The sequence below is a fragment of the Lysinibacillus sp. NPDC048646 genome (genome assembly GCF_050272295.1).
Taxonomy (GTDB): domain Bacteria; phylum Bacillota; class Bacilli; order Bacillales_A; family Planococcaceae; genus Lysinibacillus.
Genome location: NZ_JBNNLZ010000031.1, coordinates 16827 through 39449, shown reverse-complemented (window position 1 = coordinate 39449; position 22623 = coordinate 16827). Strand labels below are relative to the sequence as shown.

At 38.2% G+C, this 22623-nt stretch carries 23 protein-coding genes and 1 pseudogene; 12 read left to right on the top strand and 12 right to left on the bottom strand.

The window, feature by feature from the left end; genetic code table 11:
• Positions 1-66: 66 nt before the first annotated feature.
• A complete protein-coding gene (gene pruA / locus ACQKII_RS22030; protein WP_427462592.1) occupies positions 67-1611 on the bottom strand; it encodes an L-glutamate gamma-semialdehyde dehydrogenase in 1545 nt (514 codons plus the stop codon).
• Positions 1612-1760: 149 nt separating this feature from the next.
• Between pruA and ACQKII_RS22025 the strand changes: the two genes are divergently transcribed.
• The gene (locus ACQKII_RS22025) at positions 1761-3068 is read left to right on the top strand and encodes a sigma 54-interacting transcriptional regulator (RefSeq protein WP_427462591.1); all 1308 of its coding nucleotides are present in this window, start codon (positions 1761-1763) and stop codon (positions 3066-3068) included.
• Positions 3069-3160: 92 nt separating this feature from the next.
• Here the strand turns inward: ACQKII_RS22025 and yugI are convergent, their stop codons facing one another.
• From yugI to ACQKII_RS22010, 3 genes are all read right to left on the bottom strand, one after another.
• On the bottom strand, positions 3161-3538 hold the full coding sequence (gene yugI / locus ACQKII_RS22020; RefSeq protein ID WP_427462590.1) for a S1 domain-containing post-transcriptional regulator GSP13: 378 nt from the start codon (positions 3536-3538) through the stop codon (positions 3161-3163).
• Between the two features lie 88 nt (positions 3539-3626).
• A complete protein-coding gene (locus ACQKII_RS22015; RefSeq protein ID WP_427462589.1) occupies positions 3627-5279 on the bottom strand; it encodes a hypothetical protein in 1653 nt (550 codons plus the stop codon).
• Positions 5272-5820 (bottom strand): RNA polymerase sigma factor, encoded by a 549-nt coding sequence (locus tag ACQKII_RS22010; RefSeq protein ID WP_427462588.1) that lies wholly within the window; start codon positions 5818-5820, stop codon positions 5272-5274. Before ACQKII_RS22010 ends, ACQKII_RS22015 begins: the two co-directional genes overlap by 8 nt.
• A 287-nt stretch (positions 5821-6107) precedes the next feature.
• On the opposite strand from ACQKII_RS22010, the gene ACQKII_RS22005 reads away from it, so the two are divergent.
• On the top strand, positions 6108-7445 hold the full coding sequence (locus tag ACQKII_RS22005) for a sodium-dependent transporter (RefSeq protein WP_427462587.1): 1338 nt from the start codon (positions 6108-6110) through the stop codon (positions 7443-7445).
• A gap of 168 nt (positions 7446-7613) precedes the next feature.
• Here ACQKII_RS22005 and ACQKII_RS22000 read toward each other — a convergent pair whose 3' ends face one another.
• Entirely contained in the window at positions 7614-7874 is a 261-nt protein-coding gene (locus tag ACQKII_RS22000) for a DUF1871 family protein (protein WP_143995918.1), read from the bottom strand.
• A 72-nt stretch (positions 7875-7946) separates the two neighbouring features.
• On the opposite strand from ACQKII_RS22000, the gene ACQKII_RS21995 reads away from it, so the two are divergent.
• Entirely contained in the window at positions 7947-9116 is a 1170-nt protein-coding gene (locus ACQKII_RS21995) for a MalY/PatB family protein (protein WP_427462586.1), read from the top strand.
• A 134-nt stretch (positions 9117-9250) separates the two neighbouring features.
• Positions 9251-9430: a hypothetical protein gene (locus ACQKII_RS21990; protein WP_427462585.1), complete on the top strand. Its 180-nt coding sequence runs from the start codon at positions 9251-9253 to the stop codon at positions 9428-9430.
• 154 nt (positions 9431-9584) lie between these two features.
• On the opposite strand, the gene ACQKII_RS21985 is transcribed toward ACQKII_RS21990, so the two are convergent.
• Entirely contained in the window at positions 9585-9797 is a 213-nt protein-coding gene (locus ACQKII_RS21985; RefSeq protein ID WP_427462584.1) for a hypothetical protein, read from the bottom strand.
• Between the two features lie 24 nt (positions 9798-9821).
• Positions 9822-10409, bottom strand: a complete 588-nt coding sequence (locus ACQKII_RS21980) for a peptidylprolyl isomerase (RefSeq protein WP_427462583.1) — start codon at positions 10407-10409, stop codon at positions 9822-9824.
• A 304-nt stretch (positions 10410-10713) separates the two neighbouring features.
• Here ACQKII_RS21980 and ACQKII_RS21975 point away from each other — a divergent pair, with 304 nt between their 5' ends.
• Positions 10714-12564 carry a transglycosylase domain-containing protein gene (locus ACQKII_RS21975; protein ID WP_427462582.1) on the top strand — a complete coding sequence of 617 codons (1851 nt, stop codon included), beginning with the start codon at positions 10714-10716 and terminating at the stop codon, positions 12562-12564.
• A gap of 54 nt (positions 12565-12618) precedes the next feature.
• Here the strand turns inward: ACQKII_RS21975 and ACQKII_RS21970 are convergent.
• Positions 12619-12880: pseudogene (locus tag ACQKII_RS21970) on the bottom strand (transposase); the annotation flags it as partial.
• A gap of 341 nt (positions 12881-13221) precedes the next feature.
• Positions 13222-13785, bottom strand: a complete 564-nt coding sequence (locus ACQKII_RS21965; RefSeq protein WP_427462581.1) for a DUF5366 family protein — start codon at positions 13783-13785, stop codon at positions 13222-13224.
• Positions 13786-13939: 154 nt separating this feature from the next.
• On the opposite strand from ACQKII_RS21965, the gene ACQKII_RS21960 reads away from it, so the two are divergent.
• Genes ACQKII_RS21960 through mnhG form a run of 7 tightly spaced genes read left to right on the top strand, consistent with a single transcriptional unit; the run spans position 13940 to position 19701 of the window.
• Positions 13940-16357: a Na+/H+ antiporter subunit A gene (locus ACQKII_RS21960; RefSeq protein WP_427462580.1), complete on the top strand. Its 2418-nt coding sequence runs from the start codon at positions 13940-13942 to the stop codon at positions 16355-16357.
• Complete coding sequence (locus ACQKII_RS21955; RefSeq protein WP_427462579.1) at positions 16344-16766, top strand: Na(+)/H(+) antiporter subunit B; 423 nt, start codon at positions 16344-16346, stop codon at positions 16764-16766. The genes ACQKII_RS21960 and ACQKII_RS21955 overlap by 14 nt, the downstream gene beginning before the upstream one ends.
• On the top strand, positions 16766-17107 hold the full coding sequence (locus ACQKII_RS21950) for a Na(+)/H(+) antiporter subunit C (protein ID WP_427462578.1): 342 nt from the start codon (positions 16766-16768) through the stop codon (positions 17105-17107). The genes ACQKII_RS21955 and ACQKII_RS21950 overlap by 1 nt, the downstream gene beginning before the upstream one ends.
• Positions 17100-18587 carry a Na+/H+ antiporter subunit D gene (locus tag ACQKII_RS21945; protein ID WP_427462577.1) on the top strand — a complete coding sequence of 496 codons (1488 nt, stop codon included), beginning with the start codon at positions 17100-17102 and terminating at the stop codon, positions 18585-18587. The genes ACQKII_RS21950 and ACQKII_RS21945 overlap by 8 nt, the downstream gene beginning before the upstream one ends.
• Before the next feature lie 4 nt (positions 18588-18591).
• Positions 18592-19071, top strand: a complete 480-nt coding sequence (locus tag ACQKII_RS21940) for a Na+/H+ antiporter subunit E (RefSeq protein WP_143995928.1) — start codon at positions 18592-18594, stop codon at positions 19069-19071.
• Positions 19068-19349, top strand: a complete 282-nt coding sequence (locus ACQKII_RS21935) for a Na(+)/H(+) antiporter subunit F1 (RefSeq protein WP_427462576.1) — start codon at positions 19068-19070, stop codon at positions 19347-19349. Before ACQKII_RS21940 ends, ACQKII_RS21935 begins: the two co-directional genes overlap by 4 nt.
• A complete protein-coding gene (gene mnhG, locus ACQKII_RS21930) occupies positions 19333-19701 on the top strand; it encodes a monovalent cation/H(+) antiporter subunit G (protein WP_427462575.1) in 369 nt (122 codons plus the stop codon). Before ACQKII_RS21935 ends, mnhG begins: the two co-directional genes overlap by 17 nt.
• A 76-nt stretch (positions 19702-19777) precedes the next feature.
• Here the strand turns inward: mnhG and cysC are convergent, their stop codons facing one another.
• Genes cysC through ACQKII_RS21915 form a run of 3 tightly spaced genes read right to left on the bottom strand, consistent with a single transcriptional unit; the run spans position 19778 to position 22613 of the window.
• Positions 19778-20371, bottom strand: coding sequence for an adenylyl-sulfate kinase (gene cysC, locus ACQKII_RS21925; RefSeq protein ID WP_427462574.1), 594 nt, complete (start codon positions 20369-20371; stop codon positions 19778-19780).
• On the bottom strand, positions 20368-21507 hold the full coding sequence (sat, locus tag ACQKII_RS21920; protein WP_427462573.1) for a sulfate adenylyltransferase: 1140 nt from the start codon (positions 21505-21507) through the stop codon (positions 20368-20370). The genes cysC and sat overlap by 4 nt, the downstream gene beginning before the upstream one ends.
• Positions 21508-21548: 41 nt before the next feature.
• Entirely contained in the window at positions 21549-22613 is a 1065-nt protein-coding gene (locus tag ACQKII_RS21915) for an inorganic phosphate transporter (protein WP_427462572.1), read from the bottom strand.
• Positions 22614-22623 lie beyond the last annotated feature (10 nt).

Here is a 22623-nt window from a genome sequence, read left to right as displayed (position 1 = left end):
AGACAGGCTAAGTCTTTTTCGAAGCCCATCTTTCTCATCAATAAGGTCTCTTTATAATGTTAAAAATTAAAGCATTTCTGAAGTCGTTTTAGCTTGCATATGAAGTTGTAAGTAGTCAGGGCCACCTGCTTTTGAGTCAGTACCTGACATATTAAAGCCGCCAAATGGTTGGTAGCCAACGATTGCACCTGTACAACCACGGTTGAAGTATAAGTTACCCACATGGAAATCTTCACGTGCTTTTTCTAAGTTCATACGGTTCGTAGTAATGACCGCACCCGTTAAGCCGTATTCTGTATCGTTTGCAATTGCAATTGCTTCGTCAAAATCTTTTGCTTTCGCAATGGCAACGACTGGTCCGAAAATTTCTTCTCTCATGATTCGTGCTGAAGGATCTACATCTGCAAACACTGTTGGTTGTACGAAGTATCCAACTGAGTCGTCTGCTGTACCACCTGCAACTAGGCGACCTTCATTTTTACCGATTTCGATATACTCAGTAATTTTATTGAAAGCTGCTTGGTCAATAACAGTTGCCATAAAGTTGCTGTTGTCTGTTGGGTCACCCATTGTTAATGCATTTGTTAGCTCTTGTACACGATCAACAACAGTGTCATAGACATCTTCTACGATTACTGCTCGAGAACAAGCTGAACATTTTTGACCTGAGAAGCCGAATGCAGATTTTACAATAGATTGTGCAGCAAGCTCTAAATCTGCTTCTTTATCGACTACGATCGTGTCTTTACCGCCCATTTCAGCGATTACACGTTTAATCCAAATTTGGTCGTCGTTATGTGTTGCTGCACGTTTATTAATGCGTAAACCAACATCACGAGAACCTGTGAAGCTGATAAATCGTGTTTTCGGGTGATCTACTAAGTAATCACCAACTTCTGCACCTGAACCTGGTACATAGTTCACTGCACCTGCAGGAAGACCAGCTTGCTCTAAAACTTCAATGAATTTATATGCCACAACAGGAGTTGTTGAAGCTGGTTTTAATAATACTGTGTTCCCTGTTACTAAAGCTGCAACAGTTGTACCTGCCATAATGGCAAACGGGAAGTTCCAAGGTGAAATAACTATACCAATCCCTAAAGGAATGTAATCATAACGGTTATATTCACCTGGACGACTTTCTACAGGTTGGCCGTCTTTAAGACGTAACATTTGGCGACCATAGTATTCTAAGAAATCGATTGCTTCTGCTGTATCAGCATCTGCCTCATTCCAAGGTTTACCTGCTTCTTTTGTTAATAATGCAGAGAATTCATGTTTACGACGACGAATAATCGCTGCCGCTTTGAATAACACATCAGCACGAATAGCTGGATCTACTTTTTTCCATGTTTTAAACGTTTCATCTGCTACTTGCATTGCTTTTTCAGCTAATTCTTGGTTCGCCTTCGATACGCGACCAATCACTTCTGATTTCTTTGCAGGGTTATAAGAAACAATTTTATCTTCTGTTGTAATTCGTTCCCCACCAATAATAAGTGGGTAGTCTTGCCCTAAATAACCTTCTACTTTATTTAATGCTTCTAGATAAGCATTGTGGTTTGCCTCTTGAGAAAAATCTGTAAATGGTTCGTGTTTGTATGGAATCATACTAAAATCCTCCCTTTGTGAGATGTAAAAGTTTAGTGTGCAAAAAACATTGACGCAAATTTTTTTTGCGTATAGAATATTCTTACACTTATTATAATGCAAAATTTTGTTGCATATTTCAAGTAAAAAATTTTTGAGGTGCAAATTTTATGAAAAATTCAGAACCTTTACTACCTTTTTATGATTTTATTGCAACGAATGTATCCGTTGGTATCCATGCAATTGACGTGACTGGCAAAACAATTATCTATAATACAAAAATGAAAGAAATCGAGGGCTTTCATTTTGATGAATTAGCAGATCGATCAATAATTGAACTGTTTTCTTTTCGTCAACATGAAAGTACTTTAATGCGTGTTTTACAAACGGGCAAGAAAGAAATAAATGTAAAACAAACTTACTGGAATAAAAATGGACATGAAATCACGACTATTAATGATACATTTCCGCTTTTTGATGAAAAAAAACTAATAGGGGCTATCGAATTTGCACGTGATATTACATCACTCGAAAAATTAGTGTATCAACCACTTCGCCGCTATGATGAACCTTTAACATTTGACATGATTACTGCCGTGTCAGAAACGATGAAGCAAGTAATCGCTAATGCAAAAAAAGCTGCAGCCGTAAAATTACCCATTTTGCTAATAGGGGAATCTGGTACGGGAAAGGATTTAGTTGCAGAGGGAATTCACCATGCTGCGTCGGCCGATCCAGAGGCGTTTATAACACTATTTAGTCGACGCTCTGCGCAATCGGTTCTTGATAAAGTGAAAGAGCTTTTACAAGATGACAAGGGCTATACATTTTTCTTTGAACGTATTGACTTCTTAAGCCTGGACTTACAAGAACAATTATTAGCATTATTACAGTCTCTTCCACAATCGAAATACATGTTGATTGGCAGCGTAGGCAGTGACCCGATTACATTAATCGCAGAGAAGAAACTTTCAAAATCGTTGTATTATTTTTTCGCAACAATGGCTATTACAATTCCGAATTTAACAGATCGAAAAGAAGATATTCTACCGTTTGTCGATGATTATTTTAGCAGACACCGCGAACGTTTTGCATCAAATGTGCTAGAGCTTGCACCTGATGTTCAAGTATTGTTCTTACAATATGATTGGCCTGGAAACCTGAAGGAGCTTGAGTTATTACTGGATGAAATTGTGTCATTTATGACAACGGAGACAACGGTTACCCATGATTTACTACCGCTTCATTTCCGCTTTAAAGTACAGCAGCAAGACGCATCAGATCGCGAGCCAGAGTTCTTTATGTTTCAGCAGCAAAATGATGTCATGCCGCTTGATGCTTATTTACGTGAAGCCGAATCCTATTATGTGCAAAATGTATTGAATTTATATGAAGGCAATATTACAAAAGCTGCAGGTGCGCTTGGTATGAGTCGACAAAACCTACAATATCGAATACGAAAAATCAAGAAACAGTAGCTTTGGTGTGAAGAGATGGCGTCAATTGTTAAATCATGTAGCCTATATAAAAAAAAATGAGGATGCTTTCACATGAAAGCATCCTCATTTCTTTATTGTCCTGACTGTTCGATCCAGTCCTGTAATTTGTCTTTTAGAGAGTTAAAACCATTGGCATCTGACTCGTCTACTCGGTCCTGCAATGATTTACGCGGTGGCGCATCTTTTTTTCGTAACGTTGCTGGGCGTTCTTGTAAAGCTCGGATCGATAAACTAATTTTTTCGACCGCTTCATCGATTTCAAGTACCTTTACTTCTACTTCTTGCCCAACTGATAAAAATTCACTCACGTCTTTTACAAAGCCGTACGTAATTTCGGAAATATGCACAAGTCCTTGTGTTTCTTCATCAAGTGCTACAAATGCACCGTACGGTTGAATACCTGTAACTTTTCCGGTTAACACGTCTCCTAATTCATATTTTTTTACCATAACCTTTGCCCACTTTCTATATGTTTGCTACGTATATATCACGTTAAATTATAACATAGGTAAATAAGTGGGGCAAAAAATCGTCTTATCAATCACTAATCTCTATTATACGATAATGACCTTCCTTATTGTACGATACTTTTATGATAAACTGTCTGCCATACTTGTCCTGATACCCTTCAGTAACACGGACCGCTACAATTGGCTGAATACCATCATATTCACCTAACTCACTAAATACATCTAAGCTTTTTATCTGTTGTAACGTGTTTGCATTAATTCGCGCATCTTGCATCAATAAAGATTGTTTCACTGACTCATTTCCATTAATGCTTGCATATAAATAAAGTGCAACTAAGTTAATAGGCCGTAGTTGGTTAATGATTGCTTCATCACCGTTCATTGTATATTGCTCATAAATTGCCTTAATTTGCTCCTTAATTGATTCATTCATACCAACAATGTTAAAATCACTATCATTTATATAGCCTATTGTTTCTTCACGTCTCTGCAATAATATCTTCCAAATTTCAAATGTAGATAATTGTACCAATGTTTCAGAGTATCTGTCTTGTTGAATTTCTTTTAAGATCTTTTCAGCAAAAACTCTCATTATCTCTCCATAGGTCCCATCAGAAACCTTCTGTAAAAAGTCAATATATTGTTCATTCATTTCGCCCGTCTTCGTCGTAGCTGGATAATTCTCAGTACCTTTCAATAAAGCCAACCAAGTATTTTCGAAGTTCTTTCTTATCAACTTATAATTAGGAGATCCTGCATTCAAATTAACTAGTAATGAGCGTTCCATTATTTTTAAGGATTTCAAAGTTTCTTCTCGTGTGTAGCGTAAGTCATCCGCTAATAGTAAATCTCCCTTTTGTAAGTATTCAAAAAAACCGAAAATATCTGGATGTAATTGATTTATATAGTTCGGTGCAAATTCCCCATCTATTGGATTTGCTTTAAAGTAAAATACTCCTACTTCATCCATATGAAGTTCCATAAATTGATTGTTTGCCGCTTCAATAATTACTTTTACATCAGATGGTAACTGTTCTTTATCTTTTGTCTTCATTAAAACATGGGCATACGGTTCAAGGAGCTTACTGTAAAAACGCTCAAGTTCTTCAACAGATTTTACGTATATTCTATAAACTTCATACGATTCGTCAAAGGTTAAACTATTATAATTCTTAACGCTCTCCAACGCCCTCCTGGGTGTCATCAAATCATTGAATATAACTTCTTCGGTACTCTTTAAATACTCGACATCGCTTGACAACAAATGCAAATTACTTTTTATATAATAATTTAGCGTTGAATCGGCAGTTTTAATAAATTCAAATGCTGCCAGTTCATCTGCAGAAACTTTCAACTCTTTTCTAATTTGCTCTTTTTTACTTTGATATTTTTTAGTAATATTTTCAATCCACTCATCATTTTCTACTTTCGTTGGAGCCAATTCCTGCGGTTCTTCGCTCTGTAAATTTTCTGGTTGCTTAATAAAATACGGCATCACCAACACACCAACTAAGAGCACACTAGCTATGCTAACCGCCCAAACAGCTGGTTTTTGCCATTTGGCGGGGTGCTTCTGTGGTGAGGACACAATTTGCTTAGATGGGGCGACTTCCTCTGTTTTGATTTGCGCGAATACATCTACTGGATCTAATTGGGGTTCCATGCGGTCGTATGATTTTTTCAAGAGCGCCATGCGTTTGTCAAATTGTTGCTCATCCATTTTCTATACTCCCTTCCTGCATCAAAACTGCTTTGAGTTTTTCTTTTGCACGTAAAATACGAACTTTTACTGTTGACAACGAAATGCCAAGCACCTCTGCAATTTCCTCGTACTTTAATTCGTGAAAGTAGAATAATACGAGCGGATAACGATATTTTTCATCGAGTGTTTGAATGGCGTTATGCAATAACCTGTCTTCCTCAAAATTAAGGACATGCCTTTCCGCTGAAGCACTAGGAATATGTTGCAGTGTGCTTAGCAACTCCTCTTTTGCTTGCTGCCGTTGTTCCTTTCGATAATAATCACGTGTCGCGTTGAGTGTAATTTTATAGAGCCATGTGGTAAAACGGTCCTGCTTAAACTGATGTAAAAAACGATATAGCTTTACAAACACCTCCTGTGAAACATCTGCTAAATCACTGCTATGTACGCCACATTGAAAGGCGAATTTTTCAACTGTTCGCTGGTGAATACGAATTAGTTCGATATAGGCTTCTTTATCACCTTGCTGTGCCTGTTCAATTAATTCAGATTCAGTCACTGTTCTCCCCCCTTATTTGCTTTGTGTGTATGTAACGAAGTATATCTCCTAATTGTTACATATTTAAGTGAATTTGGATTCCCTCGGATAAATGCTGGTAAAAGTGCTGATTGTTGGAGCTGGTAGACCGATAGATTTGTCGTATCACTTGTTGTATAGCCTGTGGCGCTGGTTGAATCCTTTATCGAAGAAAGCTGTTCAATCTATAGTCAATTTTCAGATATTTGCCTTGTGTTATGAAATTTTTGCGGTAAAATAAAACTTTAGTATAAGGAGGCTTTATTTTCGTGTCATCAAGAGATCAATTTACATCTAAAATAGGATTTATCTTAGCAGCTGCTGGCAGTGCCATCGGGCTAGGAGCAATCTGGAAGTTCCCCTATATGGCGGGGACAAATGGCGGTAGTGTATTTATTCTGCTGTTCATTTTATGTACATTCTTTATCGGTTTACCCGTGTTAATTGCTGAATTTATGATTGGTCGTCGTGGACAAAAGGATGCCGTGACATCATTCAAAGAGCAAGCGCCAGGAAAACCATGGTATTTGATAGGTTGGGGCGGCATGATAATTGCTGGTTTAATCTTATCTTTCTATAGCGTTGTTGGCGGTTGGATTTTAAGTTATTTAGGGCGTTCACTAACGTTTCAACTAAATAATGGTGGCAATGATGCCAATTACGCTGATTTGTTTGGAAGCATTATTTCTAGCCCATTTGAAGCAGTACTTGTGCAAGGATTATTCTTGCTATTAACCATTGCCATTGTTTCTGGGGGCATTAAAGGCGGTATTGAAAAGGCGAGTACGTGGATGATGCCACTACTGTTCATTTTCTTCATCGTATTAGTGGTGAGATCATTAACACTTGATGGTGCAATGGAAGGCGTAAAGTTCATGTTCGTACCTGACTGGTCTTACCTGAATGCTGAAACATTTTTAAAGGCACTCGGTCAAGCATTCTTCTCGTTAAGTGTCGGTATCGCGGTCATGATTACCTACGCATCTTACCTTTCAAAAACAGAAAAAATTGGTAATTCAGCGATAAATGTAGCCTCTATGAATATCATCATTTCGCTACTTGCAGGCCTTGTCATTTTCCCAGCAGTGTTCGCTCTTGGATATACACCTGATCAAGGACCTGGTCTGGTATTCATCATCTTGCCAGCTGTCTTTCAACAATTACCGCTTGGTGGCCTGTTCTTAACCATTTTCTTTATCCTATTACTATTCGCCACTGTAACATCTTCCATTTCAATGCTAGAAATTGTAGTTGCAATAGCGATTGGGGACAAGCCTGAAAAACGTAAAAAAATTGCATGGATTGGTGGATTCATTATATTCATCTTCGGTATTCCAAGTGCATTGTCATTTGGTATCTTATCCGATGTGCAAATTTTAGATCGTTCTATCTTCGATTTTGTTGACTTTATGACGAATAGTGTTGGTATGCCAATCGGAGCTTTACTCATCTCCATCTTTGCAGGTTATTACTATACCAAAGATATTTCTCGCAAGGAGCTTGCTTCATCAAGTTTAATGTTTAATATTTGGTATATTTTGATTCGTTATGTATCACCTATTGCGATATTGCTTATTTTCATTCAAGGTATACTTCCATTATTTTAATAAATAAATAAATAAACCTCGCACCGTCATAGGAGCGAGGTTTATCATCAAAAACAGTTCAGCATAGTTGAACTGATGCTAAGAACTTGAGCAGAAAACTACTGTACACTTAAGAAAAAACTAGAATTAGTATTATTGTCTTCACCTTAATTGGAGGAGACTTTTATATTAAATAATACACTTTGCTTCAAATTTAATGGCAATGAGTTTGTACGAAATGGCTACACAATCTTCAAATGGAATCCATTGTTCAAACGAATGCTCATATGTTTCTTGAATAACTTTTGCTAGTGCTGAAGGATCATCAATCCCTTGCAGTGCTGCTACGACATCAGCTGTTTCCGTATCATAATGGTCTGGACCTAAGTGGAATGGATCCCATTCCTCTAGCAGATGCACGGCTGCTCGATTCATTTTAATATTTTCCAAAATACTCACCTATTATCCTTTTATCATACTCGTATGATACCATAGGAAATAAAAAAGAAAAGAGTGATTTGCTTGTCTATTTTCGATAATACAATTCATCGTCGTCATTCAAACTCTGTAAAATGGGACGCAATAGAAAAAGTATATGGGTTAAAAGATGCTTCTGAAATATTACCGATGTGGGTAGCAGATATGGATTTTGCTCCACCAACAGCTGTGTCACAGGCACTGCAAGAACATGCAAAAAATGCTGTTTTTGGCTATAGCTTTATCGGTGAGCAAGCACTACAGTCAATTATTGACTGGCAGAATACTCGTCATGATTGGCACATTGACAAAGAATCTATTTTATTCAACAACGGTGTCGTTTCTGCTTTAGCAACTATCATAACAGCTCTTACAAAACTAGAAGATAAGGTGCTTATTTCATCACCTGTCTATCCACCATTCTATAACATACCTAAAAGTAATGGTCGAGAAGTTGTTTCATGCCCCTTAGTAGAAAAAAACGGTACATTTGTCTATGATTTTGAAGCATTTGAACAGGCTCTAACACAAAATATAAAAGCTTATATTTTATGTAATCCACATAATCCAGGGGGCTATGTATGGGATGAAGCTACATTAAAAGAAATAGTTCGACTATGTGCAAAATATGATGTTCTTATTATTTCTGATGAAATTCACTCAGATTTAATGTTAGATGGCGCAGTACATACACCTCTTGCAAAGGTTGCAGGAGAAGAAATAGATCGTATTATTACATGTATGGCACCGACGAAAACTTTTAATTTAGCAGGCATTCAAGCTGCCTATACGATTGTGACAGATAAGAAAAAGCGTGCGCAATTAGAGGCCAGCAATATGGCTTGTGGGCAAGGCTCATTAAATAGCTTCGCACCGATCGCCATGCAGGCTGCCTACACAGAAGGTTCTGCATGGCTAGAGGAATTACTTATTTATATTTCTAAAAATATGGAGTACGTAATTGCAGAGTTAGAACAAGTGCCTGGCATTCGTATTGAGAAACCACAAGGCACATATTTACTTTGGATTGATTACCGAGAGATGGAAATCGACGAAAAAGTGATGATGCAACGTTTGCTTGAAATTGGTCAACTTGCATTAGAGCCTGGCACAAAATACGGAGAAGAAGGTCGTGGACTCCTTCGTATGAATGTTGCTTGTTCTTTTGAAACTGTAAAAGATGGCGTTGCCCGTTTTAAGCGAGCATTATTATAATTGTCATACCGAAAAGTATTCTATCATATATGTTGGACACTCTTAAGGATATCTCAAGCATTTGGGATATCCTTTTTATGTTTAGAAACAAGTGAAAGAGGAAAAAGTTTCTATACATAAGTGAGGTGTATTAAATGGCGTTAGCTCCTTTAACAATTGAACGTGCTTATATGACTTTTTTATTCCCATTTGCTTACCATATGCAATGTAGAGACCAGCTTTGTATTGAGCTAACAAAAGAAAATTTTTCGTTCTTCACCTTACAAAACAAATCTTTGGAGGATGACTTCTACGGCGAATCCATCTCAATTTGACTCCTGGGGGGTTAGCGTGATGCCTGAGACTACAGACTCAGGCCACGCCCCCGGAAAGCGCCGGCCGTAGCGGACATCAACGCTCACAGCAAAAAAGTGTTAGATCGACATCAGTCAATCTAACACTTTTTCTCTTTTGTTCCAGCCTCTTCTTTTAGATATTTTGGTGATTGCTCGTATCTTTTTTATCAGCTAAAATACGTGCTTCGATTTCTTTTGATTTGATTTCTTGTTTTTTAGAAATTTTACGGAAAATAATAAACACAGCTGTACATAAAATGAGCATTAATAAAAATTCAAATGCTGCAGGAATGTAGCCTGATTTATCTTCAGGGATATATAAAAATTGATACATTAGTTGTTCCATGTTCTCTACACGTCCTTACAATTATTATTCAAAAACTGTAATTGACTCAATTTTCACATCTTCTAATGGCTTATCACGGCCGTCTTTTTCTACTTCCGCGATATTATCAATAATGTCCATACCTTCAACAATATGCCCGAACACTGTGTGTTTATGGTCTAACCATGGTGTACCGCCATTTTGAGCATATGCTTCGATAATTTCTTCTGGGAAGCCAGCGCCTTGTAGTTGGCGTAGCATGTCACTTGGAAGGTGCTTCATTTGAACGATAAAGAATTGAGAACCGTTTGTATTTGGACCAGCATTCGCCATTGAAAGTGCACCACGTAGGTTGAACAATTCATCAGAGAATTCATCTTCGAAAGAGTTACCCCAGATTGATTCACCGCCCATGCCTGTACCAGTTGGGTCGCCACCTTGAATCATGAAGTCTTGGATAACACGGTGGAAAATAATGCCGTTATAATAGCCAGATTTTGCATGGCCTAAGAAGTTTTCAACTGTTTTAGGTGCTTGCTTAGGGAATAATTTAATTTTGATAGCACCTAAAGTTGTTGTCATTTCTACTAGTACTTCACCTGTTTGTACTTCTTTTGTTAATTGTGGAAACATGGGAGTCTCTCCTTTTAAAGTAAAATTTCAGTTTCAACGGAAATGATCATACCTTCATCATTTCTGACCTCATATTAGTCTAACATAATTCCTAAAGGTTTTCTTCACCAAAGTATTGACGATTTTTGCACTTTTAACTTCAGTCAGCAAAATTTTTTGTATCCCATTCACAGTGGGCAGATACAAATTTACTACCTTGAATCGTAATTGCTTATTGGCTTAGAAATAGGTCCGAACGAGTATTTGGAAACCATCCAAATTATGTTATTCTGTTGAAGGACTAATATGCAGACTGGAGGCACACATGAAAAAGGCTTTTGGTTTTTTTATTATTATTTTATGTCTACCCTTCCTTTGGTGGATTAGCACAAATATACGGGTAGAATTAGATACAGCAATAGCACATGAGCAACAGATTGAAAATGCTATCCATTTACCAGTTGTACAAGCACAGCTTCCCGTTACACTTATTGATCACAATGGACAAACATTTAGTGAAGAATATGTCGAATGGCGACAACCACTAACAATACAAGAGATTCCACAAATTGCCCAGGAAATTTTTATCGCCAGTGAGGATGCCGATTTTTATGAGCATATTGGCTTTGACCTTAGTGCTATCACACGTGCCATGGTGGTCAACTCTAATTCAAAGTCAACTTCTCAGGGCGGTAGTACGATCACACAGCAGCTTGTTCGTATGCGTTATCTATCAGATGAAAAAACGTATGAGCGAAAATTGACTGAGCTTTTTTATGCATATGAGCTTGAAAAAGAGTTTGATAAAGAAACTATTTTAACTATGTATTTAAACGAATCGTATTTTAGTAATCAGGTTTATGGTATAGGAGCTGCTGCAACGTATTATTATCAAAAGCCAATCCAAGAATTATCGATTGCCGAGATTGCTTTTATTTCTGCAATCCCCAACAATCCATCACTCTATAATCCTTTGAAAAATTTTGATTATACAAAAGAAAGACAAGAACGTCTTCTAGATACACTTGCGGCAAGCGGTGCTATTACCTTAGCTGATGCGGCTGCTTATAAAGCAGAAACAATTACTTTAAACGTTAAAAACAAAATTCAAAGCTATCCAATGTATAGCACATATGTCTTACAAGAACTACGCTGGCTTGTTGCGGACAAAGAAGGTTATGCTGATCGTCTTGCTAAGACGCAAAATGAGGAAGAAAAGAAACAAATACAAGACCAGCTAGACCATCGTCTTAATACGCTATTTCAAAATGGTTTAACAATCCACACTGCACTGGATCCTAACAAACAAGCGCATGACGAGGAACGAATGACAGCAATTTTAGGTGCTGGACAATTACAGGCTGCTGGTGCGGTTATTGATAATAATTCACGAGAAGTCGTCAGTGTTTATGCTGGAAAGAATTACGAAAAATATGATTATCACCGTGCCTATCAAGGTATGCGCCAACCAGGTTCTGCCTTTAAGCCATTAGTCGTATATGCACCTTTTTTTGAAACGACAACGCACACACCAGATTCCATTGTCAATGGTGGACGTTATTGCGTCGGTTCATTTTGTCCAAAAAATTATGGTGGTTACTTATATGGGGATGTCCCAATTCGTATCGCATTCCGACACAGCTACAATACCTCAGCACTTCGTCTATACAATACAGTAGGTGTTGAAACAGCGTTTAGTTACCTTGATCGTTTCCACTTCCGCTCTATCGTAGCAAAGGATCATGATTATGCAGCAGCATTAGGAGGGCTAACTTATGGGGTTACTGCCTTAGAACTAGCAGATGCCTATACAAGCTTTATAGACGGCTCTTATGTGCTTGCTCATAGTATACGTAAAGTAACGGCAAATGATGGCACAGAGCTATATAGTTGGAATACAGAGCGCGATCAAATTTGGTCTCCAAAAACAGTAAAATATATGCGAGCACTGTTAGATGATGTTGTTGCAAACGGCACAGGGCAAGGTGTGTATAGCAATAGTGACTATGTCGGCGCTAAAACGGGCACGACTAATGATTATCGCGACTACTGGCTTGCGGGTTTAAATAGTAAATACACTGCAGCTGTTTGGCTTGGCTATGACAAACCACAGTCCATGGAGAAGCTAGAAGCTTACAAAATACATCATCAGCTATTTAATGTACTGCTAGATTAATGGTTGATGTTGCCTTGCTTAAAAGCATCATGAAGAAACTGTTCTAAAAATAACAAATCCTAAAAACCAACGATTCGCCATGTTCGTTTGGATTTCCTTAATCGTCTGACGCAAAGAACGAATACCAAATATATATTAAATAAACGTCATTTTATAGAACAATAGGATCAAGACTAGGTCGTCTAACTTTAGAATAAAGAGATGCTACTAATGGATAGATAAAATTAAAATCAATAGCAGCTTCCAATATGCGTACTAAATGGTCTTCAGGCACCATTTGATCAATTGTCAGCATTTCTAATTGAATGTCGTTCATTACTACTATTTTTCGTTATCCTATCCATCACCTCAGTCATTTATAGACGACCACGAGTTGATTGGCGCACACGTAGCGAGTGTAGCTGACGGCATTCGCCTTTCGCTACAGAGCAAAGCTTCCTGCCGAAATAGCATGAGCTGAAGCCATGCCCACCAAAAGCGTCCGCCGTAGCGGAAATCCACGGGTTCATATAGATCCTTCTATTTTTTTTAAAAAAAGACTGTAAACAACTCAATTTTTTGAGTTTGTCTGCAGTCTGAAATAGTATGCTAGGAGGACTCCTAGTATACTATTTTTTTGCCATATAGAAAGATGAAATAGCATTTAGTTGTTATTTTTCACTTAGCAAATGGTAAGCTCGCCAATAGCCCGTTATACAATTTCAAAATCACATAAACTACTAGCGACATTAGTAATGTCCACAGAAGAAGCTCAAATACTAGTAATCCCATCGTTCCACCCATCGATATAAAATGACTCATTTTATAGATGAGGTAAATAAAATATACAAATACAGTGATGATAAATATACCGGCTAAAACATAAATGGATTGAATAGCAAATGCGGAACACATGGCACCAATAAATAGGATGACGTAACCACCTCGCGCTTGACTCACCGTTGTACCTTCACTATCTTTTGAGAAAAATAACATACCGAGTTCATGAATTGTCTCGCCAATTAATTTTAATGCCGAAAACATCATAAAAAAAATCATTGCAAACACAATTAGTAATAAAAAACGCAGCTCAAAATCCGATAGAAATTCACGCATGCCAGTATATACGCCGATGGATTGAAATATTCGTAGCGATTCTCCAACTGCATACATACCAAAAGTTAAACTGAATAATAAAATAGTGATTAATGGTAAGTAACCATAGATATAAGGATTCCTCATAAAAATTTTTTTCCTCTTTTTTAGTTGATAACTTCCTATTTATAATATAGCGAAAATTCTTCCATTATCGCAAGCTAAAACCCAATGGTACATATGCATTACCTTTGAAAGTACGTTATAATTACTATACTTACTTGCATAAAGGAGGGTTTTTTTGTTACAAGTACTTTATATTTTCATCCCTATGCTTGCTGCGATATTAGTGCCATTCTTATATAAAAGCATAAAAAATATTCATACAGGTTGGTTCGTTCTTGCAGTACCTGCTACACTCGCAATTATTTATGCTTCTTATATTGCGGAAGTTGCAAAGGGTGAAGTATTCCTAGCTACACTTCCTTGGATTCCTTCGCTTGATATTTCTGTCATTTCCTATTTAGACGGACTTAGCTTGCTATTCTCATTACTGATCACCGGAATCGGTTCACTAGTTGTGCTTTACTCGATTTTCTACTTAGATAAACATAAAGAAAAACTACATAATTTTTATGTTTACTTATTATTATTTATGTCCGCCATGCTAGGGGTTGTACAATCTGATCATTTAATTACTTTGTACTTCTTCTGGGAATTAACATCGATATCATCTTTCTTACTGATAGGCTACTGGTACACACGCGATGCTTCTCGCTTCGGTGCACTGAAGTCAATGATGATTACTGTCGGCGGCGGATTGATGATGTTAGGTGGATTTATTCTTCTTTATTTAATGGGAGGAACGTATTCAATTCGTGAACTCATTGTAATTGCACCAGGTTTAGTGGAGCATCCATTGTTTACATGGGCGTTAGTACTATTGCTATTCGGTGCATTTACGAAATCTGCTCAATTCCCATTCTACATTTGGTTACCAGACGCTATGGAAGCACCAACACCCGTTAGTGCATACCTCCACTCTGCAACAATGGTGAAAGCTGGTATTTACTTAGTTGCCCGCTTCACACCAATTTTTGCCGTTTCCGAGCTTTGGGTGTGGCTCGTAACAGGCGTAGGTTTAGTAACGTTATTCTGGGGATCTTTCTTTGCCGTGAAACAAACGGATTTAAAAGGTATTCTTGCGTTCTCTACTGTCAGTCAGCTTGGACTAATTATGTCGTTACTGGGCGGAGCTGCAGTCGCATTTCATGTGAATGGTACAGCTGATTTAGTGTTTAAAATTGCAGCCTTCGCAGCCATTTTCCACCTGATTAACCACGCAACATTCAAAGGTAGCTTATTCATGATTGCAGGTATTATCGATCATGAAACGGGCACGCGCGATATACGGAAGCTCGGTGGGTTAATGAGTATTATGCCACTCAGTTTTACAGTTGCAGCAATTGGAAGCTTCTCGATGGCAGGCTTGCCACCATTTAATGGCTTTTTGAGTAAAGAAATGTTTTTAACAGCGATGCTAGCACTTAAGGAATTTGAATTGTACGGCTTTGATACATGGGGCGCTCTCTTCCCAATCGTAGCTTGGATTGCAAGTATTTTTACATTCATCTATAGTTTCTACTTTGTGTTTAGAACATTCACTGGACAATACAAACCAGAACAGTATGTGCGTAAACCACATGAGGCATCAATCGGCATGCTCATTTCACCGATGATTTTAGCAGCGTTGGTTGTCATAATATTCTTCATTCCTAATTTAATTGGTGATACTTTTGTAAAGCCAGCTGTTCAAGCGATCCAGCCGTTTTTATATGATTCACCTGGCGATATTGATATCCATGTCGCAGCTTGGCATGGCGGCTTTACACCTGAATTGTTTATGACAATAGGTATTGTGATTATCGGTGTTTTATTGTTTGTCGCCTTACCAAAATGGCAGGGTCTATACAATTTATTCCCACGCTCGCTGACATTCAATAATGCCTATGACAAAATTATGCAAGGATTAGATGTTGGTTTAAATCGTGTCTCACGTCTTTATATGACAGGCTCAATGCGCCACTACTTACTTTATATGTTTAGCGGTATTGTAGCGATCGTGTTAGGTACTTTATTTGTGAAAGATGCCTTTTCAGTTTCCTTTGAAGGGGCCGCACCCATTCGTTCGTACGAACTTATTTTAATAATCGTCTTAGTAATTGGTACTGCTACAACGATAGTAGCAAAATCACGTTTAACCGCAATAATTGGACTCGGTTCAGTTGGGTATACGGTTGCATTATTTTTCGTTATTTTTAATGCTCCTGATTTAGCGTTAACGCAGCTTGTCATTGAAACGATTTCTGTCGCATTATTCCTACTGGCATTTTATCATCTTCCAAAGCTTGGGAAACGAGAAGAGCGTATGCGCTTTCAGTTAAATCGTGCGATTATATCAATCGCAGTTGGCGTAATGGTAACGTTAATCGCATTATCAGCGCACTCGCAAAAGCTGATCCCATCCATTTCAAAATATTACGAGGAAACAGTTTATTCCAAAGCAGGTGGAGGGAACATCGTCAACGTTATTTTAGTGGATTATCGTGGTTTCGATACATTGTTTGAAATTACAGTATTAAGTATTGCGGGTATGGCTATTTTAGCAATGATTAAGCTTCGCATGAATAGAAAGGGGAAAGCACATGAAAACAAATGATGTGATTCTTCAATTCACAGCAAAAATTGTGTTCTTCATTATTTTCTTCTTCTCCATTCATATTTTTATGGCTGGACATTATACACCAGGAGGAGGCTTTGTGGGTGGGCTTTTAACATCCAGTGCCATTGTATTATTAGTACTTGCCTTTGATCTCAAAACTGTACGCACGGTTTTACCTTTTAACTATACGTACTTAACGGCAACGGGTTTATTATTAGCACTTTCAACGGCAGCGTTTCCAATGTTTATTGGAAAGCCATTTTTCACGCACTTCTTCGACTATTTCGATTTACCGCTTCTTGGCAAACAGTCATTACACACGGCTATGCTCTTTGATGGCGGCGTTTACTTGGTTGTTGTCGGCGTTACGATGACCATTATTCAAACGATTGGGGAGGATGAATAATGGAAATAATTATGGCGTTTGTCATAGGCTTCTTGTTCATGGCAGCGGTTTATTTAATATTATCTAAAAGTTTATTGCGCATTATTATTGGAACGGGTCTACTCAGTCATGGGGCTCATTTGCTTATTTTAACGATGGGTGGTCTTGGAGGAGAAGCACCGCCGGTTTTAACAGAAGGTGCAAAAACGTTTGCTGATCCGTTACCACAAGCACTCATCTTAACAGCAATCGTTATTAGCTTTGGCGTAACAGCATTCTTCCTTGTACTTGCATACCGTTCCTATCAAGAGCTTGAGACGGATGATATTAGTTTAATGAGAGGAAGTGATGAGAATGAATAACTTCCTTTTACTACCGATTATCATCCCGTTCTTCTTCGGTATGATTTTAATGTTCGGTCAGAAAAATTTAAAATACCAGCGCACATTTGCGTTACTCGGAATTGGACTAGCACTCGTATCCGCAATTTCACTTCTGATAAAAGTAAAAAATGAAGGCATACAAAAAGTTACATTTGGTGATTGGCCTGTTCCATACGGTATTACGATGGTGTCGGATATGGTATCGGCATTGCTTGTCACAACGACACTTCTTATTACTTTTTTTGTCGTGTGGTATGGCTTTGGCGCAATAACGAAAGAGCGTGAACGCTTTTTCTACTATCCTGGTATTATGTTTATTTTAACTGGCGTAAATGGTGCCTTTACGACAGGTGATATTTTTAACTTATTCGTATTCTTTGAAGTCCTCTTAATGTCATCGTACTTATTAATTGTACTCGGTGGCGAAAAGCAACAGCTTATGGGCTCTATCAAGTATATTTTAATTAATGTTATTTCATCGGCATTATTTGTCATTACAGTTGCTTTCCTCTACTCCGTTGTCGGTACGTTAAATATGGCGGACATCGCTGTAAAAATCGGAGAAATTGACCAACCGGGAATTGTGACAGTAATTGCTGTATTGTTTTTAATGGTATTTGGGCTGAAAGCGGCGATTTTTCCGCTTTACTTCTGGCTCCCAACATCCTATGCTGCCGCGCCTATTCCAGTATTAACTCTATTTGGCGCATTGCTAACAAAGGTTGGAATTTACGCGATCACTCGCACCTATACATTGTTTTTCGTATATGACGTATCGTATACACATGATTTACTAATGGCATTAGCCATTGCCACTATAATTGCAGGCTGTATAGGTGCCCTTGCTTATTTCGATGTCAAACTCATTATTATTTACAACATTGTCATTGCTGTAGGGGTTATTTTATTCGGTGTATCTCAAATGAATGAAATTGCACTTAAAGGTGCGATGTTCTATTTAATTCATGACATGCTTATAAAAGCGGCGCTGTTTATGCTAATTGGCATTGTAATTTATATTACTGGCACATCTGATTTACGTAAAATGGGTGGGCTTATGAAGCAGTATCCGGCACTCGGCTGGTTCTATTTAATCGCAGCTTTTGGTTTAGCTGGGATTCCCCCACTAAGTGGCTTCGTCGGCAAATTGTTAATCGTACAGGGGGGCTTTCAAGCTGGTAGCATGTGGAGTAGTATTTTCATTTTAGCTTCTTCCCTTCTTGTCTTGCTTTCTGTCATTCGCATCTTCCTTTACGCCTTCTGGGGGGAAGAAAAGGAGACACAAGGTACAGTGGATAAAAAAGTCTATACTACTCTATTTGTCCCTACTGTGTTACTAGTACTAATTACAGTAGCATACGGTGTTGGTACGGAATGGCTTACACCATTTATGGACGATGCTGCCAAACTATTAAATGACCCATCTATTTATATAGATGCTGTTATGAAGGAGGATTAGCACTATGGCATTTCAAATCATATTAAATTTTGTTCTTGCCTTTGTTTGGATGTTCCTCTCTTCTAATTACACAGCAACGGGTTTTCTTGTTGGATTCATACTTGGCATTATATTACTTGTCATCATGAGAAGATTTTTTTCATCACGACTGTATGTTTTCCGAATATGGGCAATCATAAAACTTACTGTACTCTTTCTAAAAGAATTAGTATTAGCGAATATACAAGTACTACAAGTTGTCTTAAAGCCAAAGCTGGATATGCAACCCGCATTTTTTGCTTACCCTACTGTTTTAAGAGAAGATTGGGAAATTACCTTATTATCAAGTCTTATTACATTAACTCCAGGGACAGTAGTGGTACATGTATCAGACGATGCAAAAACATTGTATGTGCATGCGATTGATATTAGTGATGTCGATGATGCCATTGCATCTATTCGAGATTCATTTGAAAAAGCGATTTTGGAGGTGAGTAAATCATGACGACGTTTATTATGGCTACGATTGTAGTGATTTGCTTATCGATGATTGCCGTGATTTATCGTATGGTGAAGGGGCCTTCTGCATCTGACCGTGTCGTAGCACTGGATTCACTAGGTGTGACACTAATCTCGTTAATCGGATTGTTTTCAGTATTGGTCGAAACAAGCTTCTTCCTGGAGATTGTATTATTATTAGCGATTCTATCGTTCATCGGCACAGTTGCTTTCTCTAAATTCATAGAGAAAGGAGATATCATTAAACGTGACAATTCTCGCTAATGGCTTAGTTATTTTTTTCATTTCTGTCGGGGTGCTATTTATTGTCGTGACCGCCATCGGGCTTCTTCGATTACCTGATTTATATACACGTGCACATGCTGCTTCCAAGAGTGCAACACTTGGCGTAATGTGTGTACTGATTGGTGTATTCTTTCACTTTTGGCTTATCGAAGATCATTTTAATCCCCGTATTTTACTAGGTATTTTATTCCTATTCATCACAGGTCCTGTGGGTGGTCATATTATGACCCGTTCCTCTTATATTGCAGGTGTTAAGCCTTGGAAAGGAACGGTACGAGATGACCTTGCATCTGAAATTGAAAAGATGAAAAAGGAGCAAGGAATTAAATAAATCTATTACAACTTTGTATTTTAAAATAAAAACGACAACACGATGCACCAAGCAACGTATTGTCGTTTTTATTTCACTATATATATCCTTTTTTTGTTAAAATAGCGGTTAGTTGCTCTACACATTCCTCAATAGAATGTTGCTCAGTATCTAAAATAACTTCTGGATGTTGTGGTTCTTCATAGGGTGCACTAATCCCTGTAAAGTTTGGAATTTCTGCATTGCGTGCTTTTTTATAAAGACCTTTCGGATCACGCTTTTCACATATCTCCACGGAGCATTTTACAAATACCTCTAAAAATTCGCCCTCTTCCACTAAATCGCGTACAATTTGACGATCAGCTCGATAGGGTGAAATAAAGGCCGTCAGAACAATTTGACCGCTCTCTATAAAGAGTTTAGAGACTTCCCCGATACGTCGAATATTTTCCTTCCGATCTGCTTCGCCAAAGCCTAAATCATTATTTAAACCATGACGCACATTATCACCATCTAATACGAAAGCTTGATTGCCTCTTTCAAACAATGTGCGTGCAAAAGCATTCGCTACAGACGATTTCCCTGAAGCAGATAGGCCTGTAAACCATAAAATAAAGCTATGGTGTTTGTTTTGTGTACGACGCTCTTGCTTTGTAATAGAAGACTCATGCCAAACGATATTTGTAGTCAATTTAGTACCTCCTTACGCATACCTCTAATCAGCACCTCAACAACCTCAGCTCGACTAAAAGTACTTGGCGGAACCTCGCCATTACGTAGCATTTCTCGCACCTTCGTACCCGATAAAATCACATGAGAGGTGCTATCGTGAGGACAAGTTTTCGTTGTTGCCATTCCCTCACACTTACTGCAATAAAAGCTGTGTTCGAACTTTAGTGGGACAATTCCTAGTTCAGTTTCTGTAAATTGTTCAAAGATTTTTTGTGCATCATACGTGCCGTAGTAATCACCCACACCTGCATGGTCACGTCCGACAATAAAATGCGTACAGCCGTAATTTTTACGTACAAGTGCATGAAAGATAGCTTCCTTTGGTCCTGCATAGCGCATAGCTGCTGGGAATACGCCTAATTGGACACGGTGCTTTGGGTAATAATTCTTTAGTAGGACTTCATAGCTTTCCATGCGAATGGCAGCAGAAACATCATCGGATTTTGTTTCACCTACTAATGGATTTAAAAATAGCCCATCGATTGTTTCTAACGCAGCCTTTTGAATATACTCATGCGCACGATGGACTGGATTACGTGTTTGGAAGCCTACAATTGTTTGCCATCCCCTCTTCGCAAATAACTGACGTGTTTCAATTGGGTCAAATGAATAGGCTGGGAATATTTTCTCAAGTCGCTTTATTAATGTAATTTTACCGCCTAGATAAATGCTTGGACGATCATGTAATTTTTTCACACCAGGATGGGCTAAATCCTTTGTACCATACACAAGTAACGCCTCTTTATGCTTATCTGGCTCATAAATATCAGCTACCACAATGACACCGTAAGCCTCGCCAGCATGTACTAGCTTTACCTCATCCCCCACTTGTAGGCTTGCAGCAGTTTCTTTCGTAACAGGTAGCGTAATGGGAATACTCCAAACAATACCAGAAGCTAGGCGTGTATTTTCTACAACAGATTCATAATCTTCCTTTGTTAAAAAACCATCAACTGGACTGTAACCACCAATTGCAATTAGCTCTAAATCACTCAGTGCCATCACATCAATTTCAATTTCTTTCTTAATGTGTGTAATTGACTTTTCTGGATTATAGGCTTGCACTAAAGTACCGCCATGTGGTTGTAAACTCATGTAAATTTCCCCCTATTTCAATTAAAATACTTTGTTTTATATTAAATACCTTCACCTGCATCATATATTGCACGTTCTTCTTCACGCACTGTACGCATTAAACTAATCGCACCCAGCGTTCCGACAATTATGCTTCCCATTAAGACGATGGCATATAAATCCTTCTCCATAAAAAGTTGGACAAGGCTATAAGAAATCGCCAATGAAAAGATAGGTGACACAATCCAAATACGAATAATTTTTTTCACAATATGCTTATGAAAAATTTGTTTACCATTTTTAGCCATACCCATTCCAATAATAGAGGAGGATGTTACTTGCGTTAACGGTACTGGAAGACCGAACACAGAACTTATGCCAACTAGCACTGCACCTGTAGTTGAAATAAGAATTCCTTCTGCTTTTTCAAAACGCACAATTTTTTTCCCGTTTGTTTCTAGTACCCGTTTGCCTAGAAGCATCGCACCAAGCGCTACAAAGGCACCGCCTAGCCAAATTCCATTTGTCACAGTCATTATACCTGCACCAACAAGTGGACCAACTGCATTGGCGACATTATTCATCCCAGCTGAAAAGGCTTCAAAAAACCCAGCAAACACTAACAGAACTGTTAGTATAGGGCGGTCTTTAAAATATCCTCTAGTTTTCATTTTATACAGCAATTTCCCAAAAAAGAGTGCAACGATAAATGCTATGATTGGCACAAGCACCCAAAAAGACATGATGATTAGCAATGATTGAACGTAAAGCACTTTGTAGGCAATCCCCACACCTACAACTGCTCCAACTGTTACTTCACTTGTCGATAACGGAATACCTAAAAGATTGGCAAGAAATAAAGAACTCGTCGCAGATATTAAAATAATAATGACGATTTTTACAGTAATATACTCTTGTGGCATAATACCTGAGCTGATCGTCTTCACAACTTCGCCACCACCAAGCACCGCTCCAGCAAAAACACCAACTGCACAAATCAACAGTGCTTGCCAAGCCTTCTTTATCGCACCTGCTCCGTAAGCAACTCCCATCGATGCAGCAGCACCACTTGCACCAATATTCATCGCAAAAAATAGACTAATAGCAATGGCAATGTATTCTAGCATGGCAACACTC